The organism is Enterococcus sp. 2STP, assembly GCF_032465635.1.
Lineage (GTDB): Bacteria > Bacillota > Bacilli > Lactobacillales > Enterococcaceae > Enterococcus_B > Enterococcus_B lactis.
In genome coordinates, this window is sequence record NZ_JAWDJH010000021.1 from 145,245 (window position 1) to 161,297 (window position 16,053).

A 16,053-nucleotide genomic window follows, 5' to 3' on the forward strand; every position below is an offset into this window, starting at 1 on the left:
TCATTTTTAGCCGCACCGATTTCTTTTAATCAAGGTTACCTTGCTTCGGCATGTTCTAACGTGAAATGCTCCTCTTCACCCATGTGTTTCAATTGTTTCATCGAACGCATGTAAGAGTAAAGCAACACAGCAACAGAGCCGATCCAAGCTAGAGGAGAAGCTGCTGCGGCTCCTGGATACCCCCACATTCCTGTAAGAACGATAGCTGCAAAAGAACGCATAAGCAATTCCATCATACCGGCGATCGTAGGAATCTTGCTTTGTCCAAGACCTTGAAGCGTGTAGCGTAAAATGAACAGGACTGCTAAGATCCAGTAAAGAGACCCATTGATGTTGAAGTAGGTTTGTGCTAATTCAAATACATGTGTTTCTGATGGGCTAACAAACAGTTGAACAAAGAAATGTCCAAAGAAAATGACGATAGCACCTGCTAAAAGACTAAATCCGACACTCATCAATAAAGTTTGTCGTACACCTTGCAAGATTCGGCCATATTCCTTTGCACCATAGTTTTGTGCAGTGAAAGTCGCCATTGCGATACCAAATGACATCATCGGTTGATTGGCAAATTGATCAATACGACCAGCAGCGGCTTGAGCAGCCACAACATCTGTCCCTAAGCTATTTAGTGCTGCTTGTAATACGATAGCACCGACAGCGATGATTGAAGACTGGAACGCCATTGGCAAAGCTGCATTTAGATGTACACGAAACTCTTCTTTGTCAAAATTGAAATCTTTTTTGCGTAACTGTAATAAAGGCATCTTTTTCTTGATATACACAAGACACAGTACGCTAGAAGAAACTTGTGCGATTACGGTAGCAATAGCTGCACCTTCCACACCCATACCAAAATAGATAATAAAAATCAAATCAAGTACGACATTGATGATGACCGCAATGATCAGAAAGAATAATGGTGTGCGGCTGTCACCAAGTGCGCGAATGACATTAGAAAGCAAATTGAAACTGACGGATGCAAAGATCCCTAACAAAATAATTGAAATAAATGTTTGTGCTTGATCAATTATTTCAGGAGGAGTTTGCATCAACTGAAGCATCGGACGAATAAACAGGAGACTCAGGACAGTTAAAATCACAGTGACGACAAGACTAATAACAACACTAGCAGCAAAACTTTTCTTCAGACCCCGATAATCTTTTGCACCGTAACGTTGTGCAGTAATAATGGCTAAACCAGCTGTTAACCCTTGGGCAAAACCAATGATCAAAAATGTCAGGCTTCCAGTTGCACCAACCGCTGCCAGCGCATTTTTACCTAGTGTCTGACCCACGATGATCATATCGATCATATTATAAAACTGCTGAAAAACGTTTCCGATCAGTAAAGGAACAGTGAACAGCAAAATCAGTTTAGCGGGGCTTCCTTTTGTTAAATCGCGCATCTTTTAAACTCCTTATATCTTTAAAATTTAGTTAGTAGTATATAGCGTTTATCCTGAGAATACCAATTAGAAATCAATGATAATTGATGAAATTCCATAAAAAGAAGCCAAGAATTGAGTCAAAGAATCAACAACTTGGCCTGGTCTGTAAAATAAGGGACATCCACGTTTATCTATCACCTTAATATTGTCTGATCTCACTTGGTAAAAGGATCGTTTCTCTCGTACCGTCATCATAGGCGTATACTTGAGCAGGAAATTGGTTCGAATAGGCAAACGGCAAATCAATATCCATTTCCACATTGCTTCCTGCTTGAGAAAAATGCATCGTCACTTTTCCACGATTTTCGATCAAATCAAAGGTTAATATATTTTCTAATGGAATGACTCCCTTAAGATCTAGGTCAATAATAAACCATATACTGTCAATCAATTCATCTGGCAAACTTGATACTACACCAACTGAAGCGTAACGGTTGCGGCTGCTATCAAAACTTTCAAACATCTGGTTAACCTCCTTCGAATCAACGAATGTTTTTATTTTTATAATCAATCATAGGATAAACTAGAAATACTTACTTTAACGAGGGTTCATTCTAATAAAGAATCAGGAAAAATGCAACAATAATTGAATACTTTTTTTCAAAGTATAAATTTTTATAAAGGTACGATAAAAATATGCGAGGGAAAGCTTGGTAAATCAGCATTTTTCGTTTGCAAAGCTATTTACAAAAGCGGAAGCCCCATATGAAAATAAACGATTAGAAATAAAAAAGGCGTGTTAAAAGCTGCTGACCCGCCGCTTCTAACACCACCTGATTGTTTCAGTATTATTCTTCTTTTGAACCGATTACTTCTGGTTCGCCGCCTTCACCTGTGCTTTCTTCTTCTTCACTTTGAGCGACTACAGCAGCAATTTGTTCTTCACTGTCGGTCACGAACTTGTAATCGTCGTTTTTTGGAAGATCGGCTACTGTAATAGAATCGCCTAATTCCAAGTTTGTCACGTCGACTTCAATTCGTTCAGGCAATTTGTCTGGTGTAGCAGATACGACTACTGTATACAAGTTTTGAGCTAACACTCCACCCGATTTAACACCAACTGATTCGCCAACAAGAACGACTTCTGTTTCGACTTCTGTTTCTTCCGACATGTTGACAGATAGAAATTCTGCATGTTCGAAATGATTAGTAAAAGTGTTCGTTTGGATCTTATGAACCAATGTATTGACTTTTTGTCCGTCAATGTCCATCGTGATAACTGTGTTTGCTCCATGTTCACGCAGCAATTTGCTTAGTGTCAAACCATCGAATGAGATAGGGGTACTTTCTATTTTATACCCATAAACAACAGCTGGAACTTTCCCTTCATGACGAAGTTTATTTCTTAATGAACGGGGACGTACTTCTCTTTTACTTACTTCTAATGATACTGACATAACCAAAATTCCTCCTTAAAATGTGACTGTCTGCTTTGGTAACGGACAGATTTTATTTAAGTGAATTCTAAAGGCTAATCTCTTGCACATCATCGAAGGCAGGGCGCTTAAAAAAACGCAAAAGGAGAGATGTGCGTATCTCCCCTTAGAAAGTCAGGATTCAACTTTTCTCCACCAGGTCATTACGCTGTGTATGAGAAATCCAATTCACTTTACTCTTTAACCGTAACGCGAACTGCTAGTTAAGTCAAGGAATAACGCTGATGATTTATTTGCAAGCAAACATATTCAAGGTATAATTCTTATTAGTAATAAGAAAGGAAACGGTATGCGCTTAGATAAATTAATAGAAGAAAAATTAGAAACGACACGTAAGGAAATGAAGCGGCTGTTTGCTTTGAAGCAAGTGATGATCGATGGCACAGTCGAATTTCGACAAAATCGAAATGTAGACAGTTTGCTGCATCGGATTGAAGTAGCAGGTGAACATTTAGAAACAAATGAGTCCTACTATCTTCTCAACAAGCCTAAAAAAGCTGTGACTGCTGTGTCAGATCCAGAAAAGACGACGGTAATCGATCTGATTGCAAGTGCCGATCGTTTTCAGCCGCTCTATCCAGTGGGAAGACTGGATAGAGATACAACAGGACTATTGCTGATTACTTCGAATGGCCAATTGGGATATGAAATGCTCCTTCCTGAAAAAAAGGTCTCAAAGACTTATCAAGCAGTGGTGAACGAAAGGGTGACATCAGCAGACGTAGCAGCATTTGAAAAAGGAATCGTATTCGCTGATGGGTACCAATGCCAGCCGGCTAATCTAAAAATACTCAAAGCAGACAAGCACCAAAGTACCGTTTTATTGACGATCCAAGAGGGGAAATTCCATCAAGTCAAAAAGATGTTTTTAGCCCAAGGAAAGAAAGTGATCGCATTGAAGCGGTTAAGCATGGGACCATTGGAATTAGATGAACAGTTGGCAGTAGGCGAGTACCGATCGTTGACGCTAGCAGAGATGAAAAAGTTAAGTATTTATTTTAAATAGGAGATTAAAAAGATGAGATATAACACTTTATTGTTTGATGTTGATGATACATTGCTAGACTTTCAACAAACTGAGGCAAATGCTTTAAGTGCTTTGTTCGCAGAGCAAGGGATCACATTGACACCAGAAATCAAAACGAGCTATAAGGCTTTGAATCATCATTTATGGCAGGAATTTGAAAAGGGCAGACTATCACGAGAAGAAGTAACAGGCAGTCGTTTTGGATTACTCTTCCAGCAATTTGGGAAAACAGTAGATAGTCGCCAAATGGAGAAACGCTATCGTCACTACTTGAACCAAGGACATGATCTTGTTCCGGGAAGTCTAGAACTTCTGAAAAAGCTCCATCCTCACGCCGAACTTTATATTGTAACGAACGGTGTGTCGCATACTCAATATCAGCGTTTAACAGATGCAGGAATGCTTGATTATTTTAAAGATATATTTGTCTCAGAAGCTGTCGGAGCGCAAAAGCCGATGAAAGAATTTTTTGATCATGTATTTTCCCACATTCCTGATCTTGATAAAAAGCAGACGGTGATCATTGGTGATTCACTGACTTCTGATATCAAAGGAGGGAACATGGCAGGGATCGATACGATTTGGTTCAATAAAAACAAATTGCCGGAAATCGAAGAGATTCAACCCACTTATCGAATCGATTCTTTAGAAGAACTTTACTCATTATTGGAAATTGAAAAGGATTAATTTTCAGAAAAATATAGCATTTTCGTGTTTTTTCGCTATAATAGATTAGAATGAAAAAACGGATACGAAAGAGGTTTTAGTCAATGACAAAAAGCAAGCCAATTATCATTGGTGTGACGGGTGGGTCAGGAAGCGGAAAGACAAGTGTCAGCCGTGCGATTTTCAACAACTTCCCGGACCATTCCATCATGATGCTTGAACAAGATTCTTATTATAAGGATCAGAGCCATTTGAGTTTTGAAGAACGATTGAACACAAATTACGATCACCCTTTTGCCTTTGATAATGATCTGCTGATTCAGCATGTAGGCGACTTACTGAACTATAAAGCCATTGAAAAACCCGTGTATGACTATGTAGCGCATACAAGAAGTCAGGCAACGATCATTCAGGAACCAAAAGAAGTGATCATTCTAGAAGGAATCCTGATCTTAGAAGATGAACGTCTGCGTGACTTGATGGATATCAAGGTATACGTAGATACAGACGATGATATTCGTATTATTCGTCGTATCAAACGGGATATGGAAGAACGGGGACGCACATTGGACTCCGTGATCGAGCAATATTTGACAGTTGTTAAACCGATGTATCATCAATTTATCGAACCAACGAAGCGCTATGCGGATATCATTGTTCCAGAAGGCGGAGAAAACCACGTTGCTATTGATTTGATTACAACAAAAGTGGCTAGTTTCTTAAACCATAAATAGTGCGCAGTGAAACAGTTGAACGGACTGCGACCGTTTGAAAAGCAAGATCCTGCTTTTTGAACAGTCACCAGTCAACTGTTTTTTTATTTATAACAAGAGGTTGTGAAATCAGCGTCTTGACTTGAGTATTAGAGAGAAAAAACGGAAAAATAGCTACTTATATTTTACCGTTTTTTGAGCTAATACCGAAGGTCAGCTGATTGAGCACCGTGAATCAGAGGTCGTGAAAAAGCTGCCCTGCATCCAGTAATAAGAACAAATCAAACAAAAACAGCTTTTCATGTTTTTCGTTTGGTTGGGTTTATTATCGCAGATGCAAGCTTTTGAACACCGTTTAACAAGAGGTTGTGTCAGAAGTAGTCAGCTTCAATAAATAAGAAGGAATTTTCCGAAGAAGCTACTTTTGCATCACCCCCTAAGGAGGCAGTTTTAGCAAATGAAAAAAGATATGAGGAAGAAAGATGTCTAAAAAAGCATCAGTTTTACAAAAATGTCTTCAGATCATGCCAATCATCGGTCTGTTGTTTTTCTTTGTGTTGATTCTCTATGCTTATCATCATGGGATTTTTCGTTCAAGCACGTCTTTGCAAGCGTTTATCCAGGAATTCGGCAAGTATGCAGTGATAGTATTTGTTCTGTTGCAAGTGATCCAAGTGATCATTCCTATTCTGCCGGGAGGGATCTCTTCGGTAGCTGGCATGCTGATGTTTGGCAATGGATTTGGGCTTTTATATAGTTGTATTGGTCTAGTGATTGGGGAAGCAATCGGATTTTTGCTTGTCCGTTACTATGGCGTAGCCTTTGTCCAGCTTATTTTATCGCCAAAAAAGTATCAAAAATTTGATGAATTGCTGACAAGAAAAACGAAAGATATCAAAAAAGTATTAGTCGTTACCTTGCTGCTTCCCTTTGCGCCAGACGACTTGATCTGTCTAGTAGCTGGTTTGACGAAATTATCTTTTAGAGAGTTTATGCAGATCGTGATTTTCTTGAAGCCGTGGTCGGTAGGTGTGTACAGTATGATCATGCTCTTTTTATTCCATCAAGCGCAAGGTCATTTATAATGTAAAAAAGGACGTGGGTGTATGGAAAAAATAAAAGTAACAGAAAATGAACTGGATGAGCTGATGGCAGTCATTCAAGAAGTATGGCCGGAAGCTTTTGTACCAATTATTGGTCAAAAACAAGTCGATTATATGCTGAAAACTTATCAGTCAAAAAAGCAGATCCAAAAAGAACTGGCAGAAGGCGTTTCTTATTTTTTATTAAAAAGTGAAGGGAAGACTGTCGGTTACACTGCTTATGAAGAGATAAAAGGTAAAATCTATTTAAGTAAATTATATTTGCTGAATAAAGCCCGTGGTCAAGGATTGACTTCTTCGGTTTTTCACTGGTATGAAGAACTTGCTGCGCAAACAAAGGAAAAAGAGATTTTTTTACGAGTGAACCAGGGAAATCACCAAGCAATCGAGGTTTATAAGCATGAAGGGTTTGAGATTACAGAAGAACTTGTTTCAGATATCGGTCAAGGATTTCAAATGGTCGATTATAAAATGAAAAAAGCTCTCGCATAATCTTAGGAACTGTGTTAAAGTAACTTCATGCGACGGGTCGAGAAGGACTCTGGTTTACAGAGCTCCTAATTGATTTTGGAGGCACAGGATAATTGATTTCTATCTTTATCACCTGCCGGATGCAGGGGTGTCGGGCAAGACTTTTGTGGAGAAGGGCTTGTCTGCTTGAGTAATCAAGTACCGCAAAAATGCGGAAAGAAGCTTATGCTTCTTTCCGCATTTTTTTTTACAAGAATATATTCTGTAAAATTGGTTTATTTCCCCTTTAATGCTAAAATCGAAGAGCAGATTAGTTATAAGACTGTTTAAGGGAGCCATTGTCATGTTCGAAAAACTCAAACGATTTGGGCGCAATTTTACGCAAACAACGCCCTTTATCTTAAGCAATACGGTTATTTTGATTCCTTATCTTTTATTTTTGGGAATAACAGATTCGCATAATTGGCTGACGATTTTGCCATTTACGCTGTTTTATGCCTTTCGGATGACTGGGCTGTTTTTAGTCAATAGTCTACGATTTGGTCTAGATAGTTACACGTTGCTGATGATTGCTTTGCTGATGGGTGGTACTGGTTCATTACTTGGAATACTAGGCGTATTTTATTTTCCTTTGTTTTATTTTTCAAGTGTTCTTCTAGGGCTGAGTGCAGCATGGCTTGTACCTGCTAATATCACGGTCAATTTCCATGAGAAGACGCAAGGATTTATCAATATGGATGGGAAAAAGTACTTATTTGCAGCTATCTGGCTATTCCTCCTGTATCAAGCAATCGGACTGCCTGCACCGACTCAGATTGCAGCAAGCTTTACGATTTATACACTTTTTTATGTCATGGCCTACCATACGGTCAGTCATTATCCGCGTTACGAACTGGATTTCAAAGATATTAAAAGAAACCTAGTGGCTACGCGGGAGCTTGTTTTATTTTTGGTGTTCTTTGGCTTATTGTTTCTTTTGAGAAATGCCCGATTGTTATTCGATGAAAGGCTTTTTGATCTTGCTGTTTATGGTTTCTTGGTGTTGTTCATTGTGTTCGTGTTCGTCTTAGGCCACCAGAAGAAGGAATGGAAGTTGCCAAGTTGGCTGAATCTGTTTACTTTTCTAAATGGAATGCTAGGGAATTTTCTTTTTTTGTTTAGCAGTTTTTATGTTGGCATACTGTACGGATTAGAGAAACTTCCGTTTTATATGTATTTGCCTTATGTTGCCGGTTTGATTGCAGCAAAAATAGTCGGACCATTGATTTTGAAACGTTTATCATGGTCTCCATTGGCTACGCAATTGCTTGGACTGAGTTCTTCTTTGCTGGTCCTCTTGATTCCAAATGGTTTTGCGATAGGTGTCTTTCTGCTTAGTTTCTGGCATGTAGTAACAGGCAGTTGGCTAAATAAGGAATACTATCAAACCGATGTAGCTATTCCAATGGATCGTCGGATTATTGCCAAATACACTACTCAAAATAAAGGAAGTGTGATCCACCAGTTTTTATTAATGACGCTTTTGTTTATTTTAGCAAAAGAAATGGGAGAGCCAATCCATCTACTACTGATCATGCTGAACCATGGAGCAGTGCCGATAGCAAGTGCGCAACTGCTTATTTTAGCCAAATGGATCAATGTCGGTCTCTTAATGAGCGGATTGGTGACTGTATATCATTTATGGAAGAAGGCGAAAAAGAATGAGGCTATTCATTGATGGGGATGGTTCTCCAGTAAAAGAAGATGTCATAAAGTTAGGAGAATCCTATGGTCTCGACGTGATTATCGTAACCAGTGTAGACCATTATACGACCAAAGAATACGCTAATCATGTCCAAATCGTCTACGTAGACCGTGGAGCTGATAGTGCAGATTATAAAATCGTCGGTATGGTTAAGAAGAATGATTTTTTGATCACGCAAGATTATGGTTTAGCTTCACTTGTATTGCCGAAGGGTGTGCGAGTGTTCCATCACTCTGGAAAAGAATTTGACGAAGCGAATATCGGTACGCTTCTCGAACAACGTTACCATAGTGGGAAATTAAGAAAAGCTGGCATAAGGACAAAGGGTCCAAAACCCTTTACGGAGAAAGATCATACGGCTTTTCGTCAAGCGTTGAAAAAGGCAATTGACCAAGGTTTACCAAGTACAGAAGATAGTAGGTAACGAAGGTAGTTTACTTGTGCGCGAATACATCAAAAAAGGAACAGGGAAACAGGATAAATGGATTCCTTGTTCCTTTTTTTGTTGTTCTTCGGTACTCGCTCAAAAAACGGTAAAATAGGAGGAGCTATTTTTATTTGGTCATTCTTATTGCTTGAGGCAGAACAGCTTTCTCCCAACTTTTTTCTACTTTTTCCTCTTCTTGTACATTTGGATCAATGCATCGATTGCTAAAAAAATAATGACAAATGCGGCAATAGCATACGTAAATATCCCTAATAAGGAAACGACCTCTGCGTTTTCTACAGGTGCAGCTTGGACAAGGAGGGAAGATCCTACGATCAATGCAGCTAAAATCATACCGAAAACAAGCCGATTGATCATACTTTCGATCCTGTTCAATAATTTGTCTTGCTTTTTTAATTCCAAATTGACTTTTCCTTGTCCCGAAGTCCACATTTCTAATAGATGATGGAGCTGTTGTGGAATCTTAGGCGCAGCCTTCATTCCTTCTAATAGATCTAATCCACTTTGTTTCAATGTATCTTCTACATCCAAATGGGTGAGAAAGTAATGTTGGGCAAAAGGCGAAGCAACTTCCATGAGGGAAACTTCAGGGTCAAGGACACGGATCACCCCTTCTAATGTCCCGAATGCTTTCAGCAAAAGCGTGATATCACGGTCGAACTGCAGATTATTTTGATGACAGATCATCACGACTTGTGCGAATACTTCTTGCAAGTTGATTTCATCAATAGGGGAATCATAATATTGTTCAAGAAAACTTGTCAGTTCTTGGTGAAACCGACTTTCATCAAATAAGCCTTCTTGCTGACAAAGTCGAAGGACCGCTTTTTCGATTCGATAAGCATCTTTCGTATACAGCGCTAAAACGGCTTGTGTGAGCTTTTGCCTAAGTCCTGCAGAAAGATGCCCCATCATGCCAAAATCAATGTAGTTGACCGTATATGGCGCAACAGGGTCTTCTGTAGAAGTAGAGGCTCGAAAAGCAAAGGGGCCGAACTCTTTTTCATGAACTGTTTCAGCTGTTCGGCGAGCTTGTGTCTGTTCTTCTTTTGTTAGCACATGGAACAGCAAATTTCCCGGATGAGGATCAGCATGGAAAAAACCATCATCAAACACCTGTTTCATAAAGTTCTCAACTAAAAGCTTTGCAACTTCTTGTTTCAGCTGCTTGTTTTGAATACCGGTGATAAAAGTTTCTGTTCCGTTTTCGGCATTCATCAAATGATTCAAGTTTTTACCAGACATTTCTTCCATTACGATCACTTTTTTCGAACAAAAAGCGTCATAAATTTTGGGGCTGCGGATCTCTTTCCAGCCATTGTTCTTTTGATAGAATTGTTCGCCATTTTGACTTTCTTTTAAGAAGTCCATTTCATTGATCAAGGAACGTTTTACTTCTTGGAGTACCCCTTTTAGATCAACTACGCTAGTTTCAGGAATGTATTTGATCAAAGGGATTGCACGCTCAAATAGTTGAAGATCAAGGCGGATCTCTTCGGCAATGTTAGGGTGTTGGATCTTAACAACTACCGCGTCACCGCTTTTCAGCTTGGCACGGTGCGCCTGTCCCATAGAAGCGGAGGCAAAAGGCGATTTGGAAAAATCATCGAATATATCTGATACTGAAAGAGAAAGTTCCGTTTCAATCGTCCTTTTGACCGTTGAAAATGTGTCGCTAGGTACACTGTCTTGTAATGTTTTGAATGTCTGAGTGAAGGCAGAGGAAAGCAAGTCTTCCCGAACAGAAAGCATCTGTCCTATCTTGATGAAGGTGGGTCCTAATTCTTCAAAGGCTTTTTTTACCTGTTCGGGATTTTTTTGCTGTACAAAGTTTGGCACTACATTGTAGTTGATGAACACTCGAATGATTTCTGCCAAGCGGCTGCGTGGATTTGTTTGCGCCATCATCATCCCTCCTTTCCTTTATCATAACTTTTTATAAAAAACGGGACAAATAATCTAGCTGGCAAAAAATAAATGACGTTTGTTCTTTTAGAAACCAACTCGTTTTTTTATAAATAAGTTATTCGTTTATTTTTGTTTTGTGCTAAAATATGAGAGTAAATCACTGAACGATTTAGAATACAGGAGGACAATCTTTTGAAGATTACTTTACTATATGGCGGACGCAGCGCAGAGCATGAAGTGTCCATTCTTTCCGCATTTTCAGTTTTAAATGCCATTTATTATAATTATTACCAAGTTCAACTCGTATTTATTACAAAAGAAGGACAATGGGTCAAAGGTCCATTACTAACAGAAAAACCTGCCAGCAAAGATGTCTTGCATCTTTCATGGGACCCAAGTGGACAGACAGAGGAAGGCTTTACAGGAAAAGTGATCAATCCGGGCGAAATCAAAGAAGAAGGAGCCATCGTTTTTCCAGTTTTACATGGGCCAAACGGAGAAGATGGAACGATCCAAGGCTTCTTAGAGACATTGAATATGCCTTATGTCGGCGCAGGCGTATTGACCAGTGCATGTGCCATGGATAAAATCATGACCAAATATATTTTACAAGCTGCTGGTGTGCCACAAGTTCCTTATGTACCAGTACTTAAGAATCAATGGAAAGAAAATCCTAAAAAAGTATTTGATCAATGTGAAGGTTCTTTGCTTTATCCGATGTTTGTCAAACCGGCGAATATGGGTTCTAGTGTCGGTATTACAAAAGCAGAAAACCGCGAAGAATTGCAAAATGCTTTAGCAACAGCCTATCAGTATGATTCTCGAGCAATCGTTGAACAAGGAATTGAAGCGCGCGAAATCGAAGTTGCTGTATTAGGAAATGAAGATGTTCGGACGACTTTGCCTGGTGAAGTCGTAAAAGACGTAGCATTCTATGATTATGAAGCCAAATATATCAATAATAAAATCGAAATGCAGATTCCAGCCGAAGTGCCGGAAGAAGTTTATCAAAAAGCGCAAGAGTACGCGAAGTTAGCTTACACGATGTTAGGCGGAAGCGGACTGAGCCGGTGTGATTTCTTTTTGACAAATAAAAATGAATTATTCCTGAATGAATTAAACTCTATGCCAGGATTTACGGAGTTCAGTATGTACCCACTCTTATGGGAAAATATGGGCTTGAAATACGGTGATTTGATTGAAGAACTGATTCAATTAGGAATGAATCGATACCATCAGCGTCAATCTTTTTTTGAAAAAAATGAATAAAGAGAAATAAAGAAGAAGCTGGAGTGATTGCGTAACCGCGTTCATTCTAGCTTCTAAATACGAATAGAGAAATTTACTTGGAAGTGAGAGTCATGCGAACCCGCCGTTTAGGCCAAACGCTTTTTTCACAACCTTTTTTAGGAGAGATCTCAATGAATCTAACAATACAAGAAATTGCACAAGCCGTGGGCAGCGAATGCTCTGCACTGACAAAGATTACCAATGTCGAATTTGACAGCCGGAAGATAACCGAAGGAAGTTTATTCGTTCCTCTTGCCGGTACGAGAGATGGACATGAATTTATCCAGCAAGCGATCACAAACGGCGCATCTGCTTCATTTTGGAGCTTGCCTGTTGAACAAGCACCAAAAGATTTTCCAGTTATCCCTGTAGCAGATCCTTTGAAAGCCATGCAGCAATTGGCAACCTATTACTTGGAAAAAGTAGGCGCAGAAGTCGTTGCAATTACAGGAAGCAATGGTAAAACAACCACGAAAGATCTAACCGCGTCTGTCTTGTCTGAAAAATACAAAACATATAAGACGCAAGGAAATTACAACAATAATATTGGTCTTCCTTACACGATTTTGCATATGCCGCAAGATACAGAAAAGATCGTCTTGGAAATGGGCATGGATCACGCCAATGAAATCACGGAACTTTCACTTATGGCTCAACCAAAAGCTGCAGCAATCACAATGATCGGTGAAGCACACATAGAAAATCTTGGGTCGCGAGAAGGAATCGCTAAAGCTAAAATGGAAATCACTGACGGACTTGTACCAGACGGATTACTCGTTGTGCCCGCAGATGAACCGTTGCTGACACCTTTAACGGCAACATTAGTACAAACAGTCACAACATTTGGTATTGGAAAAGGCGATGTTCATGCAGAAGTGACAGCAGAAGGAAAAGCGCAAACCGATTTTGTAGTAGAAGGAGAAACATTTACGATCCCGCTGCCTGGAAGTTATAATGTAACGAATGCTTTGATTGCGTATACGATCGGGCGCTTCTTTGGACTGTCCATACCTGAGATACGCCAAGGGCTCGCTCATGTTTCTATCACACAAAACAGAACTGAATGGCTAACGGCAGGAAATGGTGCAGCTATTTTGAGCGATGTCTACAATGCAAATCCAACAGCCATGGGACTAGTATTAGATACTTTTAAAAATCTGCCAACAAAAGGGCGCAGAATCGCTGTGTTAGCAGATATGCTGGAATTAGGGAAAGATTCATTAAACATGCATGCGCAAATGAGTGAACATATCGATCCTGAGAAATTTGCCATGATTTTCTTGTACGGGGAACAAATGCATGCATTAAAAGAAGACTTGAATCAAAAATATCCGCAACTACCTGTGTTCTATTTTGAAAAAGAAAAGAATAAATTGATTGAAGCTGTCAAACAAAATCTTGAATCAACAGACAGTATTATGCTGAAAGGCAGCAACAGCATGGGCTTATTCGAAGTAGTAGAACAGCTTCAGCAAATGAAATAAAAATCTGTAAACTTGCAGAAAATGAAAAGCTATGTTAGAATAACCTATTGCCGAAAGATGAAGAGAAATTGGACTGGTTTTGCCATGGAAGCAACTTGTCGAAACCAGATGTCATAATCATGATAAAGCTGAACGCGACCCGTTTGGCTTTTCTAATGCCTAAACTTCGCAAAGTGATTTTTCGGTGGTGCCACAGGGGCTAAGAATGGGTAAAAACGTGCGTGGCCACTGTCAAAAAGAAACAATACACTTTGACCGAACAAATCGACGGGGTAGCAAAAAAGCTACATCCTCAGTTAACAACCATATAGGAGGATTCATTTGAAATTTAAAGAACTAGAATTATCACCAGAATTGTTGAAATCAGTCGAACGCGCTGGTTTTGAAGAAGCAACACCTATCCAAGCAGAAACGATTCCGCTAGCATTAGCTGGAAAAGACGTTATTGGACAAGCACAGACAGGTACAGGGAAAACAGCTGCATTTGGATTACCAATGTTAGAAAAAATCGATCCAGATCGTCACGAATTACAAGGTCTGGTTATCGCACCAACACGTGAATTAGCTATCCAAACACAAGAAGAACTATATCGTTTAGGGCGCGACAAAAAAGTGCGTGTGCAAGCTGTCTACGGTGGAGCAGATATTGGCCGTCAGATCCGTGGCTTGAAAGATCGTCCACATATCGTTGTGGGTACACCAGGACGTATGCTTGACCACATCAACCGCCATACATTGAAGCTTGGAACTGTTCAAACATTAGTCTTGGATGAAGCAGATGAAATGTTGAATATGGGCTTCTTGGAAGATATCGAAAAAATCATTTCTCAAGTTCCTGAGCAAAGACAAACATTACTTTTCTCAGCAACAATGCCGCCAGCCATCAAGAATATCGGCGTTAAATTCATGAAAAGTCCACATCATGTGAAGATCAAAGCGAAAGAAATGACAGCTGACTTGATCGATCAATACTATGTCCGCGCAAAAGAATACGAAAAATTTGATATCATGACTCGCTTGTTTGATGTTCAAACACCGGAACTAACAATCGTCTTCGGACGTACAAAACGCCGCGTAGATGAATTGGCACGCGGATTAGAAGCACGTGGTTATCGTGCAGAAGGAATCCATGGCGATTTGTCTCAACAAAAACGGATGAGCGTATTGCGTTCATTCAAGAACGGTCATTTAGATATCCTTGTAGCGACAGACGTTGCCGCACGTGGATTAGATATCTCAGGTGTCACTCATGTGTACAACTATGATATCCCTCAAGATCCAGAAAGCTACGTTCACCGTATCGGACGTACAGGTCGTGCCGGAAAAGGCGGTATGTCTGTGACTTTCGTTACACCAAATGAAATGGACTACTTGCATGTGATCGAAAACTTGACGAAAAAACGGATGACGACTTTACGTCCGCCAACTGAAAAAGAAGCATTCAAAGGTCAATTAGGTGCTGCAGTTGAACAAATCGAAACAAAACTTGCAGAAAACGGTCTAGATAAATACCTGCAAACAGCAGATAAATTATTAGAAGAATATTCTGCACAAGATTTGGTTGCATTACTGCTGAAAACGACAGCAAAAGATCCAGCTGATGCAGTACCAGTGAAGATCACACCAGAACGTCCATTGCCAATGCAGAAAAAAGGATACAACAAAAATGGCAAACGTGGCGGCGGAAACAACCGTAATCGTCGTGACGGCGGGAATTATCGTGGAAACAAATCAAAAGGCGGTTATAGCAAAAATAATAACAGCCAAAAAGATGGCGGTAAACGTCACAATGATAAAAAACGCGGATTTGTGATCCGTTCAAATAACGATTAAACCTAAAATGAAAGTTTCTCTGTTTTAAGAGAAACTTTCATTTTTGTTATTTGTGGACTTATTTGTGGCAAAATGGTTATAATTTGGTAGAATGAGAGTGTTCTAAATTTATTGAAAAGAGAAAAGCATATGATAAAAGGAATTGGGATCGATGCAGTCGAATTGTCTAGGATCACTCGGCTGATCGAAGAAAAACCAAAATTCATTGCACGAATCTTGACCTCTGAAGAAACGAAACTGTTCCAGTCCTTGCCTTTTCATCGCCAAGTAGAATTTTTAGGCGGGCGTTACGCCTGTAAAGAAGCTTTCTCTAAAGCTTGGGGAACGGGGATCGGGAAAGTTACCTTTCAAGATATCGAGATTTTAAAAAATGAAAACGGTCAGCCCGTTGTTACGCGTTCCCCTCATGAAGGCAATGTATGGGTCAGTATTACTCACACAAATGAAACAGCTTTTGCACAAATTATTTTGGAAGACTAGAA

At 39.6% G+C, this 16,053-nt stretch carries 15 protein-coding genes; 11 read left to right on the forward strand and 4 right to left on the reverse strand.

The window, feature by feature from the left end:
- Positions 1-35 precede the first annotated feature (35 nt).
- The 3 genes from RWU19_RS09940 to RWU19_RS09950 all read right to left on the reverse strand — a co-directional run bounded on the left by RWU19_RS09940 (position 36) and on the right by RWU19_RS09950 (position 2,845).
- Positions 36-1,406 carry an MATE family efflux transporter gene (locus RWU19_RS09940; protein ID WP_002293436.1) on the reverse strand — a complete coding sequence of 457 codons (1,371 nt, stop codon included), beginning with the start codon at positions 1,404-1,406 and terminating at the stop codon, positions 36-38.
- Between the two features lie 181 nt (positions 1,407-1,587).
- On the reverse strand, positions 1,588-1,911 hold the full coding sequence (locus tag RWU19_RS09945) for a DUF960 domain-containing protein (protein ID WP_002289744.1): 324 nt from the start codon (positions 1,909-1,911) through the stop codon (positions 1,588-1,590).
- Between the two features lie 325 nt (positions 1,912-2,236).
- Complete coding sequence (locus RWU19_RS09950; protein WP_002293435.1) at positions 2,237-2,845, reverse strand: 50S ribosomal protein L25/general stress protein Ctc; 609 nt, start codon at positions 2,843-2,845, stop codon at positions 2,237-2,239.
- Positions 2,846-3,173: 328 nt separating this feature from the next.
- Between RWU19_RS09950 and RWU19_RS09955 the strand changes: the two genes are divergently transcribed.
- From RWU19_RS09955 to RWU19_RS09985, 7 genes are all read left to right on the forward strand, one after another.
- Positions 3,174-3,890, forward strand: coding sequence for a 16S rRNA pseudouridine(516) synthase (locus RWU19_RS09955; protein ID WP_002374203.1), 717 nt, complete (start codon positions 3,174-3,176; stop codon positions 3,888-3,890).
- Between the two features lie 12 nt (positions 3,891-3,902).
- Positions 3,903-4,598 carry a YjjG family noncanonical pyrimidine nucleotidase gene (locus tag RWU19_RS09960; protein WP_002315562.1) on the forward strand — a complete coding sequence of 232 codons (696 nt, stop codon included), beginning with the start codon at positions 3,903-3,905 and terminating at the stop codon, positions 4,596-4,598.
- An 83-nt stretch (positions 4,599-4,681) separates the two neighbouring features.
- Positions 4,682-5,311, forward strand: a complete 630-nt coding sequence (udk, locus tag RWU19_RS09965) for a uridine kinase (protein ID WP_002289751.1) — start codon at positions 4,682-4,684, stop codon at positions 5,309-5,311.
- Between the two features lie 461 nt (positions 5,312-5,772).
- Positions 5,773-6,375, forward strand: coding sequence for a TVP38/TMEM64 family protein (locus RWU19_RS09970; protein ID WP_002293431.1), 603 nt, complete (start codon positions 5,773-5,775; stop codon positions 6,373-6,375).
- Between the two features lie 21 nt (positions 6,376-6,396).
- Positions 6,397-6,885 carry a GNAT family N-acetyltransferase gene (locus RWU19_RS09975; protein WP_123837533.1) on the forward strand — a complete coding sequence of 163 codons (489 nt, stop codon included), beginning with the start codon at positions 6,397-6,399 and terminating at the stop codon, positions 6,883-6,885.
- A gap of 322 nt (positions 6,886-7,207) precedes the next feature.
- Positions 7,208-8,581: a hypothetical protein gene (locus RWU19_RS09980; protein WP_123837534.1), complete on the forward strand. Its 1,374-nt coding sequence runs from the start codon at positions 7,208-7,210 to the stop codon at positions 8,579-8,581.
- Complete coding sequence (locus RWU19_RS09985; RefSeq protein ID WP_104764245.1) at positions 8,565-9,032, forward strand: YaiI/YqxD family protein; 468 nt, start codon at positions 8,565-8,567, stop codon at positions 9,030-9,032. Before RWU19_RS09980 ends, RWU19_RS09985 begins: the two co-directional genes overlap by 17 nt.
- A gap of 183 nt (positions 9,033-9,215) precedes the next feature.
- On the opposite strand, the gene RWU19_RS09990 is transcribed toward RWU19_RS09985, so the two are convergent.
- Positions 9,216-10,961 (reverse strand): ABC1 kinase family protein, encoded by a 1,746-nt coding sequence (locus RWU19_RS09990; protein ID WP_104764246.1) that lies wholly within the window; start codon positions 10,959-10,961, stop codon positions 9,216-9,218.
- A 195-nt stretch (positions 10,962-11,156) separates the two neighbouring features.
- On the opposite strand from RWU19_RS09990, the gene RWU19_RS09995 reads away from it, so the two are divergent.
- The 4 genes from RWU19_RS09995 (at position 11,157) to acpS (ending at position 16,051) form a co-directional block, all read left to right on the forward strand.
- Entirely contained in the window at positions 11,157-12,233 is a 1,077-nt protein-coding gene (locus tag RWU19_RS09995) for a D-alanine--D-alanine ligase (RefSeq protein ID WP_002293424.1), read from the forward strand.
- 152 nt (positions 12,234-12,385) lie between these two features.
- Positions 12,386-13,738, forward strand: a complete 1,353-nt coding sequence (gene murF, locus RWU19_RS10000) for a UDP-N-acetylmuramoyl-tripeptide--D-alanyl-D-alanine ligase (RefSeq protein ID WP_123837535.1) — start codon at positions 12,386-12,388, stop codon at positions 13,736-13,738.
- Between the two features lie 321 nt (positions 13,739-14,059).
- Complete coding sequence (gene cshA / locus RWU19_RS10005) at positions 14,060-15,571, forward strand: degradosome RNA helicase CshA (RefSeq protein ID WP_002293419.1); 1,512 nt, start codon at positions 14,060-14,062, stop codon at positions 15,569-15,571.
- Positions 15,572-15,700: 129 nt separating this feature from the next.
- Positions 15,701-16,051 (forward strand): holo-ACP synthase, encoded by a 351-nt coding sequence (gene acpS, locus RWU19_RS10010; RefSeq protein ID WP_002293418.1) that lies wholly within the window; start codon positions 15,701-15,703, stop codon positions 16,049-16,051.
- The last annotated feature ends 2 nt before the right edge of the window (positions 16,052-16,053 follow it).